The following is a 20,108-nucleotide window of genomic DNA, read 5'->3' as shown; positions in this document are numbered from 1 at the left end:
GAGCGGGATCGTCGACCCGGGCCTCCCGGCCGTCACCGGACTGTGCACCACCGGAGGGTCAGCGGGCGAGCCAGGCGGTCCCGAACCACGGCGTCGAGACCGACGTGGTCGAGATGCCGTGCACGGCCGAGCGGTACAGGAAGTGGTTCTGCTGGTCGTAGAGCGGCAGGACGGTCCGGCTCTCGAGGATCGTCTGCTGCGCCTGCTCGACCAGATCGGCGCGCTCGGCGGAGTCCGCGGTCTGCGCGGCTCGCTCGAGCAGCCGGTCGAGTGCCGGGTCGTCGAGTTGGGCGAGGTTCGCGAAGTAGCCCGACGGTGCCGGCGTGATCGACGCGGAGTCGTAGAGGATGCGGAGGACGTCCGGGCCGACCTTCGTGTAGGGCGCGCTGACGACGTCGTACTGGTTCTTCGCCAGCGCGGCGTACCAGCTGGACAGGTCGAGTTCCTCGAGCTTGACCGAGATGCCGACCTTCGCCTCGGAGGCCTGGATCTGCTGGAACAGGCTGCGCTCGGCCGGGACCGACTGGTTCGTCGAGACCGGGAACGTGACGGTGAGGGGCTTGCCGTCCTTCTCGCGGACGCCGTCGCCGTTCTCCTTCCACCCGGCGGCGTCGAGCAGGCGCTCGGCCTCCGACGGGTCGTACCCGAAGAGCGCCTTGTCCGAGTACGAGGTCGGTTCGACGCTCGACAGCACCGAGTACGAGCGCTTCGCGGTGCCGAGGAACAGCGACTTCAGTCCGGGGTCGATCTCGGCCGCGGCGATGAAGGCCTTGCGGACGGACTCGTCCTGGAACACCCCGTGACCGGAGTTCAGCTCGAGCCGGTTCGACGCACCGGGGCGGGGCGCGTCGAGGTCGCGGATCGCGGCCTTCGACGACGCCGCCTTGAGCTGGTCGGGCTGCGCGTTGTCGATGACGTCGACCTGCCCGGACTGCAGCGCCGCGTAGCGGGAGGTCGAGTCCGGCAGGAAGCGCCAGGTCAGCCCGTCGAGGCGGGGCTTCGTGGTCGAGCCGCCGAGCGGCGTGTAGTCGGCGTTCTTCGTCAGGGTGACGCGGTCGCCGTGCTTCCAGTCGGTGACCCGGAACGGGCCGGTGCCGACGGGGGACTCGCAGTTCGTGGCCTGCTTGCGCTGCAGCGCCTTCGGTGACTCCATGCCGACCCAGGGCTGCGAGAACGACTCGAGCAACGCCGCGTCGGGGCGGCTCAGCGACAGGGTGACGGTCCGGTCGTTCGTGGCCGTGGCCTTCGCGATCGATTGCAGGGCGAGGTAGCCGGTGCTCGACGCGGTCGCCGGGTCCTGCACGTGCTCGATGTTCGCGACGACGGCGGCGGCGTCGAAGGGGGTGCCGTCGGTGAAGGTCACGTCGTCGCGCAACGTGAATGTGAGGGTCTTGCCGTCGTCGCTCGTGGACCACTTCGTGGCGAGTTCCGGCGTCGGCTCGCCGTCGTCGAGGCCGACCAGCTCCTCGATGTACTGGGTCGCGAGCAGCGCCTGCGGGTAGTTGCCGCCGACGTGCGGGTCGAGGCAGGTCGGCTCGGCGTCGCCGGACGCGTAGGTCAGGGTGCCGCCACGAACCGGGGTGCTGCTGTCGCCGGGGGCGCCACCGCCCGAGCACGCCGCGACGGCCAGGAGGATCGTGGCCGCGCTGGCGACGCCGGTCACGATGCGCCGCAGCGCCGGGCTTTTCTGTACTGGGTCCAAGATCATGGCTCGGCCAGCCTAGCGCTTTACTGGGAGGCATGGACGAACCCACCCGCCGAGGCGGTCGACCGCGCCGATCGAGTGCCGAGGTGCTCGCGGACGCCGCCGCCGAGCTCTTCCTCGAGCAGGGCTACACCAAGACGACGGTGGACCACATCGCCGCCCGCGCCGGGGTCAGCCGCGCCACCTTCTTCAACTACTTCGCCGCGAAGTCCGACGTGATGTGGCTCGACCTCGACGCCGCGGTGGCCGACCTGCCGCAGCACCTGGCGACCTCTGCCGAGTCGAGTGTCGTCCGCGCGGTCGAGGACGCCCTGCTCGCCGCGGCCCGCGCCCACGACCCGGACCGGGTGCCGTGGGCGATCGCGCAGGCCGAGGTGATGGACGTCGGCGCCGAACTCGTCGCGAGCGTCGCCACCCGGGTCACCGCGCAGCACCAGGCGGTCGCGTCCTTCGTGGCCGGGCGGACCGGGGAGCACCCGGGGTCGCTCTGGCCGCAGACCGTGGCCGGCGCGATGCTCGGGGCGGCGGCCGCGGCGTTCGGGGTCTGGGTGACGGACGGCGTCGGTCGGCGTCCACTCGTCGAGTACGTCGGTGCCGCGTTGACGCCCGTCGTCGCGGGGCTCGACGCGCGCTGACCCGCTGCCGGTCCGCTGGTAGGTTCTGGGTGCGCCGTCCGAGGGGGACGGCCTTCGAATCCAGGGGGAACCGTGCCCGACACACCCGATCAGCAGCCGTCGTCGTCCGGAACGGGTGGGCCGGACCCGGAGCGCCACGAGGGTGATGCCGCGCAGGCGCCGGAGTACCCCGCCCAGGCGCCGCAGGACGCCGCTGCACCGGCACCGGAGTACCCGGCCCAGGCGCCGCAGGACGCCGCTGCGCCGGCACCGGAGTACCCGTCGCAGCAGCCGCAGTACCCGGCCGGCCAGGCACCGCAGTTCCCGGGGCAGCCCGGCGGCCAGCAGGCGCCGCAGGACAGTGGCCAGCCGCCGCAGTTCGGTGGCCAGCAGCCCCAGTTCGGTGGCCAGCCGCCCCAGTACGGTGGTCAGCCCCCGCACTACCCCGCCGGTGCGGCCGGCCCCCAGGGCCAGCAGCCCTGGCAGGGCGGCGGTGCACCGATGATGCAGCCGGGCGGTGCCGCCGCGTACGGTGGTCGCCCGCAGCAGCCCCGCGGCCGTCGGGTCCTGGTGGCCGTCGTCGGCATCGTGGCGTTCCTCGTCGCCGGTGCCCTGGTGCGCTGGGGTCTGTCCTCGTTCGGCGGTCCGTCGAAGCAGGAGCTCGTCGACGAGGGCGTCAAGAAGATCACCGAGCAGACGACCTTCCCGAAGCAGGTCGACGCGATCACGACCTGGACCGGGGTCGACGCCGAGGACGACGCGATCCACTACCGCTACAGCGTCGCCGCCGACCCGACCGCGATCTCCGAGCGGGCGATCCGCAGCTCGGTGCTGTCGAACCTCTGCTCGACGACGGCGACGCGGGACATCCTCGAGGAGGACATCGCGATGCGGTACTCCTACGTCTTCCCGGGCTCCGACAAGACGGTCGACCTCGAGTTCACCGAAGCCGACTGCTGATCGACCCCCGCGGCCCGGTCAGGCGCGGAGGGTCCCCGCGCCGCCGGCCGCGACGTCCTCGACGGTCCCGTCCTTGACGACCTCGGGGATCTCGTCCCCGGTCGGCACGAGGGCAGCCGCACCCGGCACGGACAACGTGAGCACGGCCTCCTCGACGTACTGGCTGTCCTCGAGGGACTGTTCGATCTTCCGGAGCCGGCCGGCGACGTGCTCCTCGGTGTCGTTGCCGACCAGGTCGACCGCGGCGACCATGTAGACGCGCGACGGGCCGACGAACTCCAGGTGCAGGTAGCTGACGCTCTCGACCTGGTCGCGGGCGAGCAGCTCGACGAGCACGGCGTCCTCGAGCTCGGGCGACGTGCTCTCACCGAGCAGGAACCGGCGGTTGCGGTCGATGAGGACGATCGCGACGACACCGAGCAGCAGGCCGACGGCGATCGACCCGATGGCGTCGAACACGGCGAGGCCCGTGACCTGGTGCAGGAAGACACCGAGGAAGGCGATCACCAGGCCGACGAGCGCGGCGGCGTCCTCGGCGAACACCGCTCGGAGCGTCGGGTTCGACGACTGCAGCACGTGGCGGAGGACCGGCACCCGGCGCTTCGTCGCGGCACCGTGCGCCTGCCGGAAGGCCTGCAGGAAGCTCGTGCCCTCGAGCAGGAACGACACCCCGAGCACGATGTAGTTGAGCAGGACGTCCTCGGCCGGTCCGGTGTCCCCGAGCTCGGTGATGCCGTGGTAGATCGACACGATCGCACCCGCGGTGAAGAGCCCGAACGCGGCGAACATCGACCAGATGTAGGTCTCCCGGCCGTAGCCGAGCGGGTGCCGGGCATCGCGCTTCCGGGCGCCCCGCCGTTCGGCGATGAGCAGGAACACCTCGTTGCCGGTGTCGGCCCACGAGTGCGCGGCCTCGGCCACCATCGAGGCAGAGCCGGTGAGCATCGCGGCGACGGACTTCGCGACGGCGACGAGCAGGTTCGCGCCGAACGCGATGAGGACGGTGAGCAGGGACTCCGGCTTCGCTTGCGAGCTGGAGGACGAGGCGTCCGGAGCGGTCTCCGGAGCCTCGGATGACGTCGACGAGGGCATCGCTCCAGCATGCTCTCGTCCGGTAGAGTCGGGTGCACAGGCATCGATCCGGCCATCACCGGGGAGTCATCCGGAAGAACGCGGCACCCGACGGGGGTCGTCAGTAGAACCGGACGGGTTCGGGACCGTCACCATCCCCGACGCAGAGTGGTCACGAACAGGCGGTCGCGCCGGTCCGAGGCAAGCGAGGTGGTACCGCGGAGCGCAGGCTCCGTCCTCGTGGTCCAGTTCCACCGACCTCCAGGAGCCATCCGGTGCGTTACCCCCTGAACCGCGATCCCGCGAACGAGCCGTCGAACGGTGCGGACGGTGTCTCCCCGTCCCCGTCCTTCCCCGCGGTCGAGGACGGCATCCTCGCCTTCTGGAAGGGCGACGACACCTTCCGCGCCTCCATCGCGCAGCGCGAGGGCTCGGACGAGTGGACCTTCTACGACGGCCCCCCGTTCGCCAACGGCCTGCCGCACTACGGGCACCTGCTGACCGGCTACGCCAAGGACGTCTTCCCGCGCTACCAGACCATGCGCGGCAAGCAGGTGCACCGCCGCTTCGGGTGGGACACGCACGGCCTGCCCGCTGAACTCGAGGCGATGCGGCAGCTCGGCATCACCGAGAAGCACGAGATCGACGCCATGGGCATCGACGTGTTCAACGCCGCCGCCAAGAAGTCCGTCCTGCAGTACACCGACGACTGGCAGCGGTACGTCACCCGCCAGGCGCGCTGGGTCGACTTCGAGGACGACTACAAGACCCTCGACGTCACCTTCATGGAGAGCGTCCTCTGGGCGTGGAAGACCCTCTGGGACAAGGGCCTGGCGTACGAGGGCTTCCGGGTCCTGCCGTACTGCTGGAACGACCAGACCCCGCTGTCGAACCACGAGCTGCGGATGGACGACGACGTCTACAAGACGCGTCAGGACCAGTCCGTCACCGTCGCGTTCCCGCTGACTGGCGCCCGGGCGGACGCGCTCGGCCTGGCCGGCGTGCGCGCCCTCGCCTGGACGACGACGCCGTGGACCCTGCCGACGAACGCGGCGCTCGCGGTCGGTCCGGAGATCGCCTACGCGGTCGTGCCGGCCGGGCCGGGAGGCGCGGCGGACGGTGGCAGCGCCGGTTCGGCGCAGTACCTGCTCGCGTCCGACACCGTGGCCGCGCACGCGAAGGACCTCGGGTACGCGTCGGCCGAGGAGGCCGTCGAGGCCGTCACCCGCACGGTCGCGGGCCAGGAGCTCGACGGCGTCACCTACGAGCGCCTGTTCGACTTCTTGGCCGAGACCGAGGGCATGGAGAACGGCTGGAAGATCCTGGTCGCCGAGTACGTCGAGACCGGCGAGGGCACCGGCATCGTGCACCAGGCCCCGGCCTACGGTGCCGACGACCAAGAGGTCTGCGCGGCCGCGGGCATCCCCGTGGTGCTCTCGCTCGACGACGGCGGCGTCTTCACGTCCCAGTTCGGCGAGGTCGCCGGCATGCTCTGGTCGGATGCGAACAAGCCGCTGACGAAGGCCGTGCGCGACGCCGGACGTCTGCTCCGCCAGGCGTCCTACGAGCACAGCTACCCGCACTGCTGGCGCTGCCGCAAGCCCCTCATCTACAAGGCCGTGTCGTCGTGGTTCGTCCGCGTGACCGAGCTGCGCGACCGCATGGGCGAGCTCAACCAGGACGTCAACTGGGTGCCGGACAACGTCAAGGACGGCCAGTTCGGCAAGTGGGTCGGCAACGCCATCGACTGGTCGGTGTCCCGCAACCGGTACTTCGGCACGCCGATCCCGGTCTGGGTGTCGGACGACCCGGAGCACCCCCGTACCGACGTCTACGGCTCACTCGCGGAGATCGAGCGTGACTTCGGGCGCCTGCCGCTGAACGCCGAGGGGCAGGTCGACCTGCACCGCCCGTTCATCGACGACCTGACCCGCCCGAACCCGGACGACCCCACCGGGCAGTCCACGATGCGCCGGATCACCGACGTGTTCGACGTGTGGTTCGACTCCGGGTCGATGCCGTACGCCCAGGTGCACTACCCGTTCGAGAACGCCGAGTGGTTCGACGCCCACAGCCCGGCCGACTTCATCGTCGAGTACATCGGGCAGACGCGCGGCTGGTTCTACGTCATGCACGTGCTCTCAACCGCGCTGTTCGACCGGCCGGCGTTCACGAACGTCATCAGCCACGGCATCGTGCTCGGCTCCGACGGTCAGAAGATGTCGAAGAGCCTGCGGAACTACCCGGACGTGTCCGAGGTCTTCGACCGCGACGGCGCCGACGCCATGCGCTGGTTCCTGATGTCGTCGTCGGTGATCCGCGGCGGCAACCTCGTCGTCACGGAAGAGGGCATCCGCCAGGGCGTCCGCGAGTTCCTGCTGCCGCTCTGGTCGACGTACTACTTCTTCACCCTCTACGCGAACGCCTCGGGCGCCGACGGGTACCAGGCGAGCCGCAGCACGGCGAGCACCGACGTGCTCGACCGGTACCTGCTCGCGAAGACCCGGGTGCTCGTCGCGGACGTCACGACGCACCTCGACGCGCTCGACACCCCGCTGGCCGCCCAGGCGATCCGCGACTTCGCCGACGTGCTCACGAACTGGTACGTCCGCCGGTCGCGCGACAAGTTCTGGGCGGGCGCCGAGTCCTCCGCAGAGGCGACGGCCGCGTTCGACACGCTGTTCACGGTCCTCGAGACACTCGCCCGGGTGTCGGCGCCGCTGGCGCCGCTGGTCACGGAGGAGGTCTGGAAGGGCCTGACCGGCGACCGCAGTGTGCACCTGACCGACTGGCCGGACGCCGCCGAGTTCCCCGCCGTCGACGCTCTGGTCGCGGCGATGGACCGCGTGCGCGACGTCGCCTCGAAGGGGCTCGCGCTCCGCAAGTCGACGGGCAAGCGGGTCCGCCTGCCGCTGGCGACGCTGACGCTCGTCGTGCCGGACCCCGCCGCGGTCGAGCCGTTCGCGGACATCCTCCGCGACGAGCTCAACGTGAAGCAGGTGGTCCTCGAGGAGCAGGCCGAGGAGTCACTGGCGCAGTACGGCATCGAGCGGAAGCTCACCGTCAACGCCCGTGCCGCCGGCCCCCGCATCGGCAAGGCCGTGCAGCAGGTGATCCCGGCCGCCAAGAAGGGCGACTGGGTGGCGACCGAGACCGGCGTCACCGTCGGTGGCATCGACCTGGTCGAGGGCGAGTACACCCTCGACCTCACCGTCGCGGACGCAGCGACGGCCGTGGCGTTCCTGGACGGCGGCGGCTTCGTCGTCCTCGACACCGTCACGACGCCCGAGCTCGAGGCCGAGGGCCTGGCCCGCGACGTCGTCCGCGCCGTGCAGCAGGCCCGCCGTGACGCCGGACTCGACGTCGGCGACCGCATCGCACTGACGCTCCGGGTCTCGACCGCCGCCGCCGACGCGGTGCGCGAGCACGACCAGCTGATCGCCGGGGAGACCCTGGCGACGTCGATCGACGTCGTCGCGACCGACTTCGGGGCGGACGAGACCGCGACCGAGGTCGGCGACGACGCGAAGGTGTCCGTGGAGGTGGCACGCGCATGAGCGACAGCAACGAGTACGACGCGCACGACGACGACATGGCACCCGACGACACGGACGACCTCGCCCCCGACGGGGTCGAGATCCCCGTCGGCCCGGCCGGCGACACCGCCCCGGGCGACGCCCTGCCCTACGGCGGTGACGACGACGAGGTCAAGCGCGTCGAGGCCGCCCTCTACGCCCGGATCGGCGAGCAGTCGCCCGAGCACCGCCTGACCGCGACCCGCCGTGCCGTCGAGCTGCTCGGCGACCCGCACCTGGCGTACCCGGTCATCCACATCACCGGCACGAACGGCAAGACCTCGACGGCCCGGATGACCGAGAGCATCGTCCGCGCCCACGGCCTGCGCACCGGCCTGATGACCAGCCCGCACCTGGTGTCGATCCGGGAGCGCATCGTCATCGACGGCGAGCCCATCGAGTCGAGCCGCTTCGTCGAGAACTGGGACGACATCACCCCGATCCTCGAGATGACCGACGCCGAGCTCACCGCGAAGGGCGAGCTGCCGCTGACGTTCTTCGAAGCGCTGACCGTCCTGGCGCTCGCGTGCTTCGCCGAGGCGCCCGTCGACGTCGCCGTGATCGAGGTCGGCATGGGCGGCGAGTGGGACTCCACCAACGTCGTGCAGAGCCAGGTGCAGGTCTTCACCCCGATCGCGATCGACCACGCGAAGCAGCTCGGCAACACCGTCGCCGAGATCGCCCGGACGAAGTCGGGCATCGTGAAGCCGTCCTCGTCCGTGGTGTCGAGCGCGCAGACGCCCGAGGCCCTCGCCGAACTCGAGCGGGCCGCCGAACTCACCGAGTCGACCCTCGCGGTCGAGGGAACAGCCTTCCGGGTCACCAGCGACACCCCGGCCGTCGGCGGACAGCTCGTCAGCGTGCAGGGCATCGCCGGCACCTACGACGACCTGTTCGTGCCGCTGTTCGGCGCACACCAGGCCCACAACGCGGCCGTCGCCATCGCCGCCGTCGAGTCGTTCCTCGGCCGCGGCAGCCAGGCCCTCGACGAGGACGTCCTCAGCGAGGGGCTCGCGAACGCCACGAGCCCGGGTCGTCTGCAGCCGATCGCGACCGGGCCGACCGTCGTGGTCGACGCGGCGCACAACCCGCACGGCGCGAAGGCCCTCGCCGACGCGCTGCCGGTGGCGTTCCCGTCCGACCACGTCGTCGGCGTCGTCGGGATCCTCCGCGACAAGGACGCCCGCGGGTTCGTCCGCGCCCTGAAGGACACCGTCGCCACGTTCGTCGTGACGCAGCCGCCGGGGGAGCGGGCCCTCGACGCCGACGAGTTCGCCGGGGTCGTCGTCGACGAGGTCGGTAACGACCGGGTCGTCGTCGAGCCGTCGCTCGCCGGAGCCCTCCAGGAGGCACGTGACCTGGCCGACGACGCCGATGCCGAGGACGCGATGGTCCTGGTCGCCGGCTCGATCGTCATGGTCGGCGCCGTGATGGAACTCGTGCACCGGGAAGGCGGGTCGAAGTGACGGACGCAGGACGGGCCTCCCGGCCGCCGCGCGCACCCCGGATGCGACGTCCGCGTCGTGACCGTGGGGCGCGCGAGAGCCTGCTGTCGATCACCCTGGTGCTCGAGGCGATCATGTTCTTCTTCCCGATGCTCGTCGTCTTCGGCAAGCACACCCTGCCGGCCGGGCTGGCCTTCGGCGGCGGGATCGCGGCGATCGTGATCCTGGCCCTCGCGTCCCGTCTGACCGGTTCCCGGGCCGGTGTATGGTTCGGGTGGCTGCTGCAGGCGGCCATCCTCGCCACCGGGTTCATCGAGCCCTTCATGGTCGCGGTGGGCGTGGTGTTCCTGGCGCTGTGGGTGTTCTGCTTCGTCAAGGGCGGTCAGCTCGACCGCCAGAACGCCGCCCGCCGAGCCGCACTCGGCGAGGACTGACCCACCACCACCCCCGAACCGCAGGGAGTCCCGCTGTGTCCGAACTCGAAGAGACCCTCGTCCTCGTCAAGCCCGACGGCGTCGCCCGCCAGCTCACCGGTGAGATCCTCCGCCGGATCGAGGCCAAGGGCTACGAGATCGTCGACCTGAAGATGCTGACCGCGCCGCGCGACCTGCTCGACAGCCACTACGAAGAGCACCAGGGCAAGCCGTTCTTCGAGCCGCTCGTCGAGTTCATGCAGTCCGGTCCGGTCGTCGCCGTCCGCGTCGCGGGCAACGGCGTCATCGCCGGGTTCCGTTCGCTCGCCGGCACCACCGACCCGACCTCGGCCGCGCCGGGCACCATCCGTGGTGACCTGGGCCGCGACTGGGGCCTCAAGGTCCAGCAGAACCTGGTGCACGGCTCCGACTCCACCGAGTCCGCCGCGCGCGAGCTCGGCCTCTGGTTCGCCTGAGCTGAGTCGCAACGACGAAGGCCCCCGCACTCGAGAGTGCGGGGGCCTTCGTCGTTGCTCACTGAGCAGCCGTACGATCAGGCGGGTCCAGCCGATGCGCGACCGCTCGACAGGCACGACGTGAACTTGTACGTGACGGTGCGACCGGAACCCACCGCGATCTTCGGGCTGGTCTTCGTCCACGACGGGAACGGACCGCCGCCGTCACAGTGCGCCTTGAAGACCATCTTCGGGATGTTCTCGCAGGTGGCTGTCACGCGTCCGGAGACCGGGTCGTACGTCGTCCCGCGGCACCCGGTGGCAGCTGAAGCGGGCCCGGCGACCGCGATCGATCCGAAGACCACCGCGGCGCTGACGACGGTGGCAGCCAGGATCCGGCGCAGAGATTCGTTCTTCATGTGTTTCCCCTCAAACGACCCGTCGATCGAGCCCCCATGACTTCGACCTCGACAGGTCTTATCGGACACTATCGGCGTGACCCGACCCTGAGCAAAAATGCAGCTGCCATCGCAATGAGGAAGGCCCCCGCACTCGAGTGTGCGGGGGCCTTCTTCGTCACGTGGTGGCTACTTGCCGGCGCCGCCGTGCTGCTCGACGAACGTGGCGAAGGAGCTGGTGTCACTCCACGCGGTGGTGTTGTCGGCGTTGTACTGCTTGCCGTTCACGATCACCGTGGGCGTGCCCGTGAGCTTGGGGACGTCGGAGTTGGCGAGCGGCTCGGTCAGGACGCGGTTCGTGGCGTCACCGACCCAGGCGGCGAACTCCTGGTCGGTGATGCAGGACTGCACCTTCGCGTTCGTCGCGCCGGCCTTCTTCGCGATGTCGGCGAGCTCGTCGTTCGTCAGCCCTCGGGTGTTCTCGGACGGCTGGTTCGCGTAGAAGGCGGTGTTGACGTCGAGGAAGGCATCGGGGTCGTAGTTCGCGACACAAGCGGCCGCTGCAGCGGCACGCGTCGAGTACTTCGACCCGAGCGAGGAGCGGTCGAGCAGGTTGAAGGGGTGTACCTCGAGAGTGGCAGTGCCGTCCTTGACCCACTGCTTGATCTGGGTCATGTTGCCGGTCTCGAACTGGTTGCAGACGGGGCACATGTAGTCCTCGTACAGGGTGATGTTCGCGACCGAGTCGTCCTGCTTCGTCGCCGTCGGCTTGCCGCCCTCGGGGATCGCCTTCGTCTCGACAGGGACGATCTTGCCGCTCTTGCCCGTGAGCAGGATGCCGTCGCTCGCCATGTTCTTCGGTCCGGGCCCGACGGGCTGGATCGAGTTCGCGACCACGAGCACGACGATCGCGACGACCGCCAGGGCGCCGACGATGATGCCGCTGATCAGGAACGTCTTGTTCCGACGTCGGCGGGCCTGCTCCTTCTGGCGGGCCTCGCGGGCACGCTCGCGCGCGGCGTTGCGGCGCGCCTTCTTGCTCTCGTTGTCGCTCATCGGGAACGAGCGTAACGGCTCCGACCGTCGGGACCGGGTCCCTGCGCTGGGAAGACCCCAGGAATCAGGTGACACGTCACCGCAGCGTGGCCCTGCCGCGGTGCCGAGGAGGAGCTAGAGCGTGGTGAGGACGTGCGGGAACTCCACCAGGATCACCACGGCGATGAAGAGGTAGTTCGCGAGCGGGAAGGCCCAACAGAACGGCAGGAGCGCGCGCCCGACCCGACGGCCGCCGCTACCGAACGGCAGGTTGCCCTTCGCCAGGTTCCAGATCGTGAACAGCCAGAAGAGCGGGATGGTCATCGCCCAGACGAGCATGCACCACGGGCAGAGGTACCCGATGAACCAGACGGTCTGCGTGAAGAGCCAGGTGACGAACACCCAGGCCAAGAAGAGACCGGAGTTGAACAGCGTCCAGAACCACTTCGTGCCGCGGAAGCCAGCGAGCAACACGACCCCGACGGCGATCGGCGCGACGAACCCCATGAGCCCGAGCAGCGGGTTGGGGAAGCCGAACAGGTGTCCCTGCGCACTGGCCATCACGTTCGAGCAGTTCACGAACGGACTGACGTCGCACGTCAGCACGGCCTTCGGGTTCTCGTACTTTTCGAACTCGTCCAGCACCAGTCGGAAGGCGGCGTAGAGCCCGACGGCACCCGTCACGATCAGCAGGATCGCGACGGCGACGGGACGGCGGGGAGCAACAGACGTCGAACTCACGGCGTCATCTTCGCACGGGCCTCCCGGCGTTCTCCCTGACCGCGTGCGATGATGGGGGAGTCACCCGGCCGATCCGGGTGACGACGAGAACTTGCCGGGCCACCGCCCGGACGTGATGGTGCTGTGACAGAGCACCGTGACCGGACGACGCGTCACCTCCGACGCCGAGCCGCCGTGAGCCGGGTGCCCACGACGACCGGGCGCGGACGAGACGCCGATCGGTCACTGACAGCAGCGAGCGCGGGGGCGGAGTCGCCGCCCGCACCGATACGAGAGAGTTCCCGCCACCCTCGCGGGTGAGTGCGGGGTCGAGGAGTGCACCAGTCCATGGTGGAGCAGAACGAGAACCAGAACCAGAACACCGACGACGCGCCGAAGCGCCGGACCCGCCTGTTCGGCGGCCGTCGCGCCCGGTCCGGCGGCCTGGAGGCCCGTGACCCGTCCGACACGTCGACCGACGCCGTCGAGACGGTCGCCTCGGACGAGGTCGACGAGGCGCCCGCAGCGGCACCCGCGGTCGACGTCGCCGAGGCGCTCGACGCCTCCGACGGTGCCGACGTGACGGACACCGCGGACGTCACCGACACGGCCGAGGCCGACGTCGAGGCGGCCCCGGCCGTCGAGGTCGTCGTCGACACGGCCTCGGGTGCGAGCACCGCGCCGGAGGACGTCAGCACCCTGACGGGCGACATCCCGGTCGTCAGCGACGCCGCCGAGCAGGACACCCAGGCTGAGGCGGCACCGACCGACGCCGTCGAGGGCTCCGACGCGGCCACGACGACGGACGGAACCGACGCGCCGGACGCGGAACGGGCCTCCCGTCCCGAGGACACGACCGCGCCGGCACCTGCCGAGCCGTTCGTCCCGAAGGCGACGAGCACGCTCAGCCTGATCTTCCACGCCCCGGTGCTGCCGGAGCTGCCGGCCCGTTCCGAGCGCGAGCACGACCGTGACCGCGGCGACCGGTACGACCGTTCCGACCGCCCCGAGCGTTCCGGACGCGGCTCCCGCTCCGGCCGGAACGACCGGTACGACCGTTCGGACCGGTACGAGCGCGACGAGCGTGACGACCGCGACGACCGCGACGACCGACCGGCGCGCGACGACCGCGTCGAGCGTTCGGACCGTTCGGACCGCTGGGACGACGAGGACCGCGAGGAGCAGGGTGGCAGCCGCCGCCGGACCCGCCGCCGGGGGAGCAGCAGCGACCGCGAGCAGGCCGAACCGCGCCGCCGCGAGCCCGAGCTGATCACCGAGCCGCAGCGCATCAAGGGCTCCACGCGCCTCGAGGCGAAGAAGCAGCGCCGCCGTGACGGCCGTGACGCCGGACGCCGTCGCCAGGTCGTGACCGAGGACGAGTTCCTCGCACGCCGCGAGAGCGTCGACCGCCAGATGATCGTCCGGTCGAGCTCCTCGACCATCGAGATCGGCGTGCTCGAGGACAACGTCCTCGCCGAGCACTACGTCACCAAGTCGCAGAACGTGTCGCTGATCGGCAACGTCTACCTCGGCAAGGTGCAGAACGTCCTGCCGTCGATGGAGGCCGCCTTCGTCGACATCGGCCGCGGTCGCAACGCCGTCCTCTACGCCGGCGAGGTCGACTGGAACTCCGTCGACACCAGCCACGGCCGTCGCATCGAAGCCGCGCTCAAGCCGGGCGACAAGGTCCTCGTGCAGGTCACGAAGGACCCGGTCGGCCACAAGGGTGCGCGCCTGACCAGCCAGGTGTCCCTGCCGGGCCGCTACCTGGTCTACGTGCCGAACGGCTCGATGAACGGGATCTCCCGCAAGCTGCCGGACACCGAGCGTGCGCGTCTCAAGAAGATCCTCAAGGAGGTCCTCCCCGAGCACGCCGGCGTCATCGTGCGCACCGCGGCCGAGGGCGCCACCGAGGACCAGCTGACGCGCGACGTGCAGCGCCTCACCAGCCAGTGGGAGGCCATCGAGAAGAAGGTCCAGAGCGGCCAGGCGCCGGTCATGCTGCACTCCGAGCCCGACCTGCTCGTGAAGATCGTCCGTGACGTCTTCAACGAGGACTTCACCAAGCTCATCATCGACGGCGAGTCCGCCCGCGAGACGATCGACGAGTACCTGTCGGCCGTCGCGCCGGACCTCAAGGACCGCGTCGAGCTCTACCAGGGCCCGGACTCGTTCGAGGAGCACCGGATCAACGAGCAGATCGAGAAGGCGCTCGACCGCAAGGTCTGGCTGCCCTCCGGTGGTTCGCTCGTGATCGACCGCACCGAGGCCATGACGGTCGTCGACGTGAACACCGGCAAGTTCGTCGGCTCCGGGGGCAACCTCGAGGAGACGGTCACGAAGAACAACCTCGAGGCAGCCGAGGAGCTCGTCCGTCAGCTGCGTCTGCGCGACATCGGCGGCATCATCGTCGTCGACTTCATCGACATGGTGCTCGAGGAGAACCGGGACCTCGTGCTCCGTCGTCTCATGGAGTGCCTGAGCCGCGACCGGACCAAGCACCAAGTGGCCGAGGTCACCTCGCTCGGTCTCGTCCAGATGACCCGCAAGAAGATCGGTGTCGGTCTGCGCGAGTCGCTCGACGAGGTCAACGCCAAGGTCAACGACAACAACGCCGACCCGGGCCCGACCAAGGGTCGTCGCAAGCCCCGCGGCGGGAACGGCAACGGCAACGGGAACGGCACTGCCCCCGCGGCCGAGCCGAAGGCGTCGCAGGCGCACCAGATCACGGACGACGTGAAGCACGCGCTGTCCCGGATCGCCGCGTCGACGATCCCGCACGAGGAGTCCGACGTGCCGGTCACCGGCATCGCCGGTGCCGCGTCGCCGGTGTCGCCGGTCACGCCCACGTCGCCGGTCGCCCCCGCGGCCGAGGCGCCGAGCGAGTCGACCGGTGGCTCGAAGCGTCGACGTCGTCGTGGCAGCCGTGCCGGTGACGCACCGCAGGCGAGCACCGGTGCGCAGCAGGCCTCGGGCGACAGCCAGCAGGCGCAGCAGGCCCCGGAGGCTCAGGAGACGCAGCACGCGCCGCTCGAGACGCCCGCTCCGGAGGTCGTGCTCCCCGCGACGACGACGGGTGTCCACACGCGGTCCACGCGATCCGAGTCCGCACCGGCGGAGTCCTCGTCGGCGCAGCGGTCCGCTGCCGCCGCCGAGCAGCCGGCTGCCGCGCCCAAGGAGCGCCCCGCCGGTCGCCGTCGGGTCAGCTCGTCGGCCCCGGTCACGCCGGCCGACACGACGGTCGCCATCCTCGACATCCCGGTGGGGGTCGCCAAGCGCGAACCGCGTCGGGTGAGCGAGGAGGCTGCGGAGTCGCTCCTGGACTCGGTGCTGCAGGCACTGCCGGAGCCGAAGCAGCCCGGTCAGGGTCGTGCGCGGTCGCGTCGCGTCTCGTCGGGCAGCATCAGTGCCCCGGCGAACCCGACGGACACCGAGGGCGACGGCACCGTCATCCTCGGGCAGTGATGTGACGGACGAGCAGCGTCCGACCGGTCGTGGCCCGGCTGCGGGTCACGACCGGTCCGGATCCGGCTGGGGTGCCGTGCCGCCGCGCGCGGTGCCCCCGCCGGGGCCGTCCGGGTCCCGCTCGGTCCGTGTGCCCGTCGTGGCGCCCGGGGTCTCCACCCTGGCGACGACGGGTGCCGCCCTCACGGTGGTCAGCGTCGTCCTGGTCGAGTTCCTGGCGGGACTGATCGGCCTGGTCGGCACGAGCACGATCGTCGGGCCGTTCCGGAGCCACGGCGGGACGAGCCTGGTCGAGGCGTTCGTGCAGAACGTCTTCGTCGCCCGGTTCCCGTTCTGGCTGGCGGCCTTCCTGGTGCTGGTGTTCCTGGTGCCGGTGGTGCCCCGTGCGCCGCTGCCCGTCGTGCTCCTGCGCGCCGTCCTGGCGGGCGCTGCGGGCACCGTGGCGCTGGCCCTGGTCGGCATCACCACCGGGGCGTACGGCGCCGTCCAGCAGCGGGGCCAGGGCGCCGGGCTCGGTCGACTGCTCGTGGAGGCCGTCACCACGCCGCTGCAGCTCGGGCTGCCGATGACCCTGATGCTCGTCGGCTCGGCGACGGCCGCGTGGCTGTGGCTCGGGCGACACCCGCGCTGACGCCTGCACTGCCGCACCGCGACGCCCGCGCTGCCGCACCGCGACACGCCGGTCCGGGGAGTCCGCGGAACCCGACTTGCCCGGCAGGTCGTTGTCGGTGGTCAGTGCTCCGTGCGGGACGGCTTCCGCTTGTCGCGCTGGGGTACCCGCAGTCCGCTGGCGATCAGGCGCAGCACCAGTTCCCGCCCGGTCACGGCCGAGGCCCCGGAGGCCACCAGTTCGGCGTAGCGGTCCTGCGGCACGTCGTAGTGGTCGTGGTCGAACGCACGCCGCGGGACACCAGCCCGGTCGGCGAAGGCGTGCAGCTCGTCGTAGGATGAGTCACTGACCAGGTGTGACCAGAGCGTGTCGTGCGCGGGCCAGGCCGGGGGATCGATCAGCACGGTCATCCCTCGATCGTACGCGTGTCGGCGTTTGACCCGCCTGGTCGGATCGAGTATTCTCGATCCCTGGTGTCAGCGGGCCGTTCTGCCTGCGTCGCCGATCGTCCCGGGGTCACTCAGGACGCTCGCGCAGAAGTGGGCACCCGAGACTTCCCTCAAGCAGAGTTACGTAAGGATTCCACGTGGTTTACGCAGTAGTGCGCGCCGGCGGCCGTCAGGAGAAGGTCGAGGTCGGCTCGATCATCACCATCGACCGGATCAAGGCCGACGACAATGGCAACATCGACCTCGCGCCGGTGCTCCTCGTGGACGGGGACAAGATCACCTCCGCCGCGGCCGAGCTCGCGAACGTGACGGTCACCGCCGAGGTCCTGGCCGACCTCCGCGGCCCGAAGGTCGTCATCCAGAAGTTCAAGAACAAGACCGGTTACAAGAAGCGCCAGGGCTTCCGCGCGGACCTCACGCGCGTCAAGGTCACCAAGATCGCATAGGCGGGAGACAGACATGGCACACAAGAAGGGTGCGAGTTCCACTCGCAACGGTCGCGACTCGAACGCCCAGCGCCTCGGCGTGAAGCGCTTCGGTGGCGAGGTCGTCAACGCCGGTGAGATCATCATCCGGCAGCGCGGTACGCACTTCCACCCGGGCGCCAACGTCGGCCGCGGTGGCGACGACACGCTGTTCGCCCTCTCGGCCGGTGCGGTCGAGTTCGGCACCAAGGGTGGCCGCAAGGTCATCAACATCGTCAACGCGTAGTCGCTGACGACGAGCTTCACCGGGAGGGGCAGGCCGCGTGCCTGCTCCTCCCTTGCTTTTCCCCGCAACAACAACAGGAGTGACCCATGGCGACGTTCGTCGACCGCGTGACGCTGCACCTCTCAGCAGGCAACGGCGGCAACGGCTGTGTGTCCGTCCGTCGCGAGAAGTTCAAGCCCCTTGCAGGCCCCGACGGCGGCAACGGCGGTGACGGCGGTGACATCGTCCTCGTCTCCGACCCGCAGGTCACCACGCTGCTCGGCTACCACCGCTCGCCGCACCGCTCCAGCCGCAACGGTCAGCCCGGCATGGGCGACCACCGCAGCGGGGTCAGCGGCGACACGCTCGAGCTGCCCGTCCCCGTCGGCACGGTCGTGTACGACGAGAGCGGTGACGTGCTCGCGGACCTCACCGAGCCCGGCATCCGCGTCGTCGTCGGCCCCGGCGGCCAGGGTGGCCTCGGCAACGCCGCGCTCGCGACCACGAAGCGCAAGGCCCCGGGCTTCGCACTGCTGGGCACCCACGGCTGGAGCGGTGACGTCAGCCTCGAGCTGAAGACCATCGCCGACATCGCCCTGGTCGGGTACCCGAGTGCCGGCAAGTCCTCGCTGATCGCCGCGATCTCGGCCGCCAAGCCGAAGATCGCCGACTACCCGTTCACGACGCTGACCCCGAACCTCGGCGTCGTCGAGTCGGGCAGCACGCGCTTCACCGTCGCCGACGTCCCGGGTCTGATCGAGGGTGCCTCGGAGGGCAAGGGCCTCGGCCTCGAGTTCCTGCGTCACGTCGAGCGCTGCGAAGCCCTGCTGCACGTGATCGACTGCGCCACGCTCGACAACGGCCGCGACCCGATCAGCGACCTCGACGTGATCCTCCACGAGCTCGAGCAGTACCCGGTCCCCGAGGGTCAGGTCCCGCTGCTCGAGCGCCCGCAGCTCATCGCGCTCAACAAGATCGACGTGCCGGACGCCGCCGAGCTCGCCGCGTTCGTCACGGCGGAGTTCGAGTCCCGCGGCTACCGCGTGTTCCCGATCTCCACGGCGTCGCACAAGGGTCTGCGCGAGCTCACCTTCGCCCTGGCCGACGTCGTCGAGAAGGCCCGCACCGAGCGCGCCGCCGAGCCCGCGGTCGAGCGCATCGTGCTCCGTCCGAAGGCCGTCGACGAGAAGCCCTTCACGGTGCGTGCCGAGGGCGGCGAGGAGCACCGCTTCTACCGCGTCCGTGGCGGCAAGCCCGAGCGCTGGGTGCAGCAGACCGACTTCACCAACGAAGAGGCGATCGGCTACCTGGCCGACCGGCTCGCCAAGCTCGGGGTCGAGGACGGTCTGTTCAAGGCCGGAGCCGTCGCCGGGTCCACCGTGGTCATCGGTGGCGAGGGCGGCATGATCTTCGACTGGGAGCCGACCCTGACCTCCACCGCGGAACTCATCACGAGCGCCCGCGGGACGGACTCCCGACTCGACCTCAACGCCCGCCCCACGCGCAACGAGCGTCGTTCGGACTACTTCGAGCGGATGGACGCCAAGGCCGCCGCTCGTGCCGAGCTCGAGCAGGAGCGCATCGCCGGCCTCTGGGCAGACGACGACGCCGCAGCCGACCCGGTCGAGCAGACGACGTCCGAGCGCGACTGAGCACGTGGCCGGACCGAACACCGGGGCGAGCTCGGACACCGTGCCCGGACCGAGCACCGTCGTGGAGCGCGCGGACATCCCGCGCGCCCGCCGGATCGTCGTGAAGGTCGGGTCGTCCTCGGTCAGCGGCGACAACGCGTCGCAGATCGGTCCGCTCGTCGACGCCCTGGTCGGCGCCTACCGCCGGGGCACCGAGGTCGTGTTGGTCTCCTCCGGCGCCATCGCCACCGGGTTCCCGTTCCTGGGGCTCGAGGGGCGTCCGGAGGACCTCGCCACGCAGCAGGCCGCAGCAGCGACCGGGCAGGCGGTACTGGTCTTCCGGTACCAGAAGGAACTCGACCGGCACGGGGTGACCGCAGCGCAGGTCCTGCTCACCGCGGGCGACCTGCAGAACCCCACGCACCGGGTGAACGCCCGACGGGCGATGAACCGGCTGCTCGAACTGCGGGTGCTGCCGATCGTGAACGAGAACGACACCGTCGCCACCCACGAGATCCGGTTCGGCGACAACGACCGGCTCGCGGCGCTCGTGGCCCGACAGGTCGAGGCAGACGCCCTGGTGCTGCTCTCCGACGTCGAGGCCCTGTACACGAAGCCGCCGGAGCAGCCCGGCGCCACCCGCATCGACGAGGTCCCCTTCGGCGACGAACTCGCCGGGGTCACCTTCGGGTCGATCGGGGCAGCCGGGGTGGGCACCGGGGGAGCCGGCACCAAGGTCGCCGCGGCCCGCCTCGCGGCCGAGGCCGGCACGTCCGTCCTCGTCACGGCCACCGCGCTCGTCGAGCGCGCGCTCGGTGGCGAGCACGTCGGCACCTGGTTCCGGGCCGCACCACGCGCCTGACGCTGGCTGC

General features: G+C 70.6%; 18 protein-coding genes. 12 read left to right on the top strand and 6 right to left on the bottom strand.

Annotation, left to right across the window (positions count from 1 at the left end; all coding sequences use genetic code 11):
- Window positions 1-58: 58 nt before the first annotated feature.
- Entirely contained in the window at window positions 59-1,708 is a 1,650-nt protein-coding gene (locus QL987_RS08410; protein WP_290157193.1) for an ABC transporter substrate-binding protein, read from the bottom strand.
- Window positions 1,709-1,740: 32 nt separating this feature from the next.
- On the opposite strand from QL987_RS08410, the gene QL987_RS08405 reads away from it, so the two are divergent.
- Window positions 1,741-2,340 (top strand): TetR/AcrR family transcriptional regulator, encoded by a 600-nt coding sequence (locus QL987_RS08405; RefSeq protein WP_181439361.1) that lies wholly within the window; start codon window positions 1,741-1,743, stop codon window positions 2,338-2,340.
- A 72-nt stretch (window positions 2,341-2,412) separates the two neighbouring features.
- Window positions 2,413-3,279 (top strand): hypothetical protein, encoded by an 867-nt coding sequence (locus tag QL987_RS08400; protein WP_290157190.1) that lies wholly within the window; start codon window positions 2,413-2,415, stop codon window positions 3,277-3,279.
- Window positions 3,280-3,297: 18 nt separating this feature from the next.
- Here the strand turns inward: QL987_RS08400 and QL987_RS08395 are convergent, their stop codons facing one another.
- Window positions 3,298-4,371 (bottom strand): cation diffusion facilitator family transporter, encoded by a 1,074-nt coding sequence (locus QL987_RS08395; RefSeq protein ID WP_290157188.1) that lies wholly within the window; start codon window positions 4,369-4,371, stop codon window positions 3,298-3,300.
- A gap of 254 nt (window positions 4,372-4,625) precedes the next feature.
- On the opposite strand from QL987_RS08395, the gene ileS reads away from it, so the two are divergent.
- From ileS to ndk, 4 genes are read left to right on the top strand one after another with little or no spacing between them, the layout of a single operon-like run.
- Window positions 4,626-7,907 (top strand): isoleucine--tRNA ligase, encoded by a 3,282-nt coding sequence (gene ileS / locus QL987_RS08390; RefSeq protein WP_290157186.1) that lies wholly within the window; start codon window positions 4,626-4,628, stop codon window positions 7,905-7,907.
- Window positions 7,904-9,391: a folylpolyglutamate synthase/dihydrofolate synthase family protein gene (locus QL987_RS08385; RefSeq protein ID WP_290157184.1), complete on the top strand. Its 1,488-nt coding sequence runs from the start codon at window positions 7,904-7,906 to the stop codon at window positions 9,389-9,391. The genes ileS and QL987_RS08385 overlap by 4 nt, the downstream gene beginning before the upstream one ends.
- Before the next feature lie 41 nt (window positions 9,392-9,432).
- Window positions 9,433-9,804 carry a DUF4233 domain-containing protein gene (locus tag QL987_RS08380; protein ID WP_111076203.1) on the top strand — a complete coding sequence of 124 codons (372 nt, stop codon included), beginning with the start codon at window positions 9,433-9,435 and terminating at the stop codon, window positions 9,802-9,804.
- Window positions 9,805-9,839: 35 nt separating this feature from the next.
- The gene (ndk, locus tag QL987_RS08375; protein ID WP_111076204.1) at window positions 9,840-10,259 is read left to right on the top strand and encodes a nucleoside-diphosphate kinase; all 420 of its coding nucleotides are present in this window, start codon (window positions 9,840-9,842) and stop codon (window positions 10,257-10,259) included.
- 77 nt (window positions 10,260-10,336) lie between these two features.
- Here the strand turns inward: ndk and QL987_RS08370 are convergent, their stop codons facing one another.
- The 3 genes from QL987_RS08370 to QL987_RS08360 all read right to left on the bottom strand — a co-directional run bounded on the left by QL987_RS08370 (window position 10,337) and on the right by QL987_RS08360 (window position 12,412).
- Complete coding sequence (locus QL987_RS08370) at window positions 10,337-10,657, bottom strand: hypothetical protein (RefSeq protein ID WP_290157182.1); 321 nt, start codon at window positions 10,655-10,657, stop codon at window positions 10,337-10,339.
- A gap of 168 nt (window positions 10,658-10,825) precedes the next feature.
- Window positions 10,826-11,692, bottom strand: a complete 867-nt coding sequence (locus tag QL987_RS08365; RefSeq protein WP_290157180.1) for a thioredoxin domain-containing protein — start codon at window positions 11,690-11,692, stop codon at window positions 10,826-10,828.
- A gap of 114 nt (window positions 11,693-11,806) precedes the next feature.
- Window positions 11,807-12,412 (bottom strand): vitamin K epoxide reductase family protein, encoded by a 606-nt coding sequence (locus QL987_RS08360; protein WP_290157179.1) that lies wholly within the window; start codon window positions 12,410-12,412, stop codon window positions 11,807-11,809.
- Between the two features lie 327 nt (window positions 12,413-12,739).
- On the opposite strand from QL987_RS08360, the gene QL987_RS08355 reads away from it, so the two are divergent.
- Window positions 12,740-15,856 (top strand): Rne/Rng family ribonuclease, encoded by a 3,117-nt coding sequence (locus QL987_RS08355; protein ID WP_290157177.1) that lies wholly within the window; start codon window positions 12,740-12,742, stop codon window positions 15,854-15,856.
- Between the two features lie 130 nt (window positions 15,857-15,986).
- Window positions 15,987-16,487: a hypothetical protein gene (locus QL987_RS08350; RefSeq protein ID WP_290157175.1), complete on the top strand. Its 501-nt coding sequence runs from the start codon at window positions 15,987-15,989 to the stop codon at window positions 16,485-16,487.
- A gap of 101 nt (window positions 16,488-16,588) precedes the next feature.
- On the opposite strand, the gene QL987_RS08345 is transcribed toward QL987_RS08350, so the two are convergent.
- A complete protein-coding gene (locus QL987_RS08345; RefSeq protein ID WP_221850535.1) occupies window positions 16,589-16,876 on the bottom strand; it encodes a DUF4031 domain-containing protein in 288 nt (95 codons plus the stop codon).
- 176 nt (window positions 16,877-17,052) lie between these two features.
- Between QL987_RS08345 and rplU the strand changes: the two genes are divergently transcribed.
- The 4 genes from rplU (at window position 17,053) to proB (ending at window position 20,098) form a co-directional block, all read left to right on the top strand.
- Entirely contained in the window at window positions 17,053-17,361 is a 309-nt protein-coding gene (gene rplU, locus QL987_RS08340; RefSeq protein ID WP_111052511.1) for a 50S ribosomal protein L21, read from the top strand.
- Between the two features lie 13 nt (window positions 17,362-17,374).
- A complete protein-coding gene (gene rpmA / locus QL987_RS08335; RefSeq protein WP_110903977.1) occupies window positions 17,375-17,626 on the top strand; it encodes a 50S ribosomal protein L27 in 252 nt (83 codons plus the stop codon).
- Window positions 17,627-17,712: 86 nt separating this feature from the next.
- Window positions 17,713-19,257, top strand: a complete 1,545-nt coding sequence (gene obgE / locus QL987_RS08330; protein WP_290157169.1) for a GTPase ObgE — start codon at window positions 17,713-17,715, stop codon at window positions 19,255-19,257.
- 61 nt (window positions 19,258-19,318) lie between these two features.
- Window positions 19,319-20,098, top strand: coding sequence for a glutamate 5-kinase (gene proB / locus QL987_RS08325; protein ID WP_290157196.1), 780 nt, complete (start codon window positions 19,319-19,321; stop codon window positions 20,096-20,098).
- The last annotated feature ends 10 nt before the right edge of the window (window positions 20,099-20,108 follow it).

This window comes from Curtobacterium sp. APC 4022 (assembly GCF_030407555.1).
In the GTDB taxonomy this organism is placed as follows: Bacteria; Actinomycetota; Actinomycetes; order Actinomycetales; family Microbacteriaceae; genus Curtobacterium.
Note: the sequence above shows the minus strand (reverse complement) of the source record. Positions and strands in the feature narration are given on the sequence as shown.

Excerpts from the sequence above, each read along its gene's own strand:
- QL987_RS08380 (WP_111076203.1), top strand. The coding sequence starts at position 9,433 with ATGCGACGTCCGCGTCGTGACCGTGGGGCGCGCGAGAGCCTGCTGTCG.
- QL987_RS08385 (WP_290157184.1), top strand. The coding sequence starts at position 7,904 with ATGAGCGACAGCAACGAGTACGACGCGCACGACGACGACATGGCACCC.
- rpmA (WP_110903977.1), top strand. The coding sequence starts at position 17,375 with ATGGCACACAAGAAGGGTGCGAGTTCCACTCGCAACGGTCGCGACTCG.
- QL987_RS08395 (WP_290157188.1), bottom strand. The coding sequence starts at position 4,371 with ATGCCCTCGTCGACGTCATCCGAGGCTCCGGAGACCGCTCCGGACGCC.
- QL987_RS08410 (WP_290157193.1), bottom strand. The coding sequence starts at position 1,708 with ATGATCTTGGACCCAGTACAGAAAAGCCCGGCGCTGCGGCGCATCGTG.
- QL987_RS08370 (WP_290157182.1), bottom strand. The coding sequence starts at position 10,657 with ATGAAGAACGAATCTCTGCGCCGGATCCTGGCTGCCACCGTCGTCAGC.
- QL987_RS08365 (WP_290157180.1), bottom strand. The coding sequence starts at position 11,692 with ATGAGCGACAACGAGAGCAAGAAGGCGCGCCGCAACGCCGCGCGCGAG.
- QL987_RS08355 (WP_290157177.1), top strand. The coding sequence starts at position 12,740 with ATGGTGGAGCAGAACGAGAACCAGAACCAGAACACCGACGACGCGCCG.
- obgE (WP_290157169.1), top strand. The coding sequence starts at position 17,713 with ATGGCGACGTTCGTCGACCGCGTGACGCTGCACCTCTCAGCAGGCAAC.
- QL987_RS08405 (WP_181439361.1), top strand. The coding sequence starts at position 1,741 with ATGGACGAACCCACCCGCCGAGGCGGTCGACCGCGCCGATCGAGTGCC.
- QL987_RS08345 (WP_221850535.1), bottom strand. The coding sequence starts at position 16,876 with ATGACCGTGCTGATCGATCCCCCGGCCTGGCCCGCGCACGACACGCTC.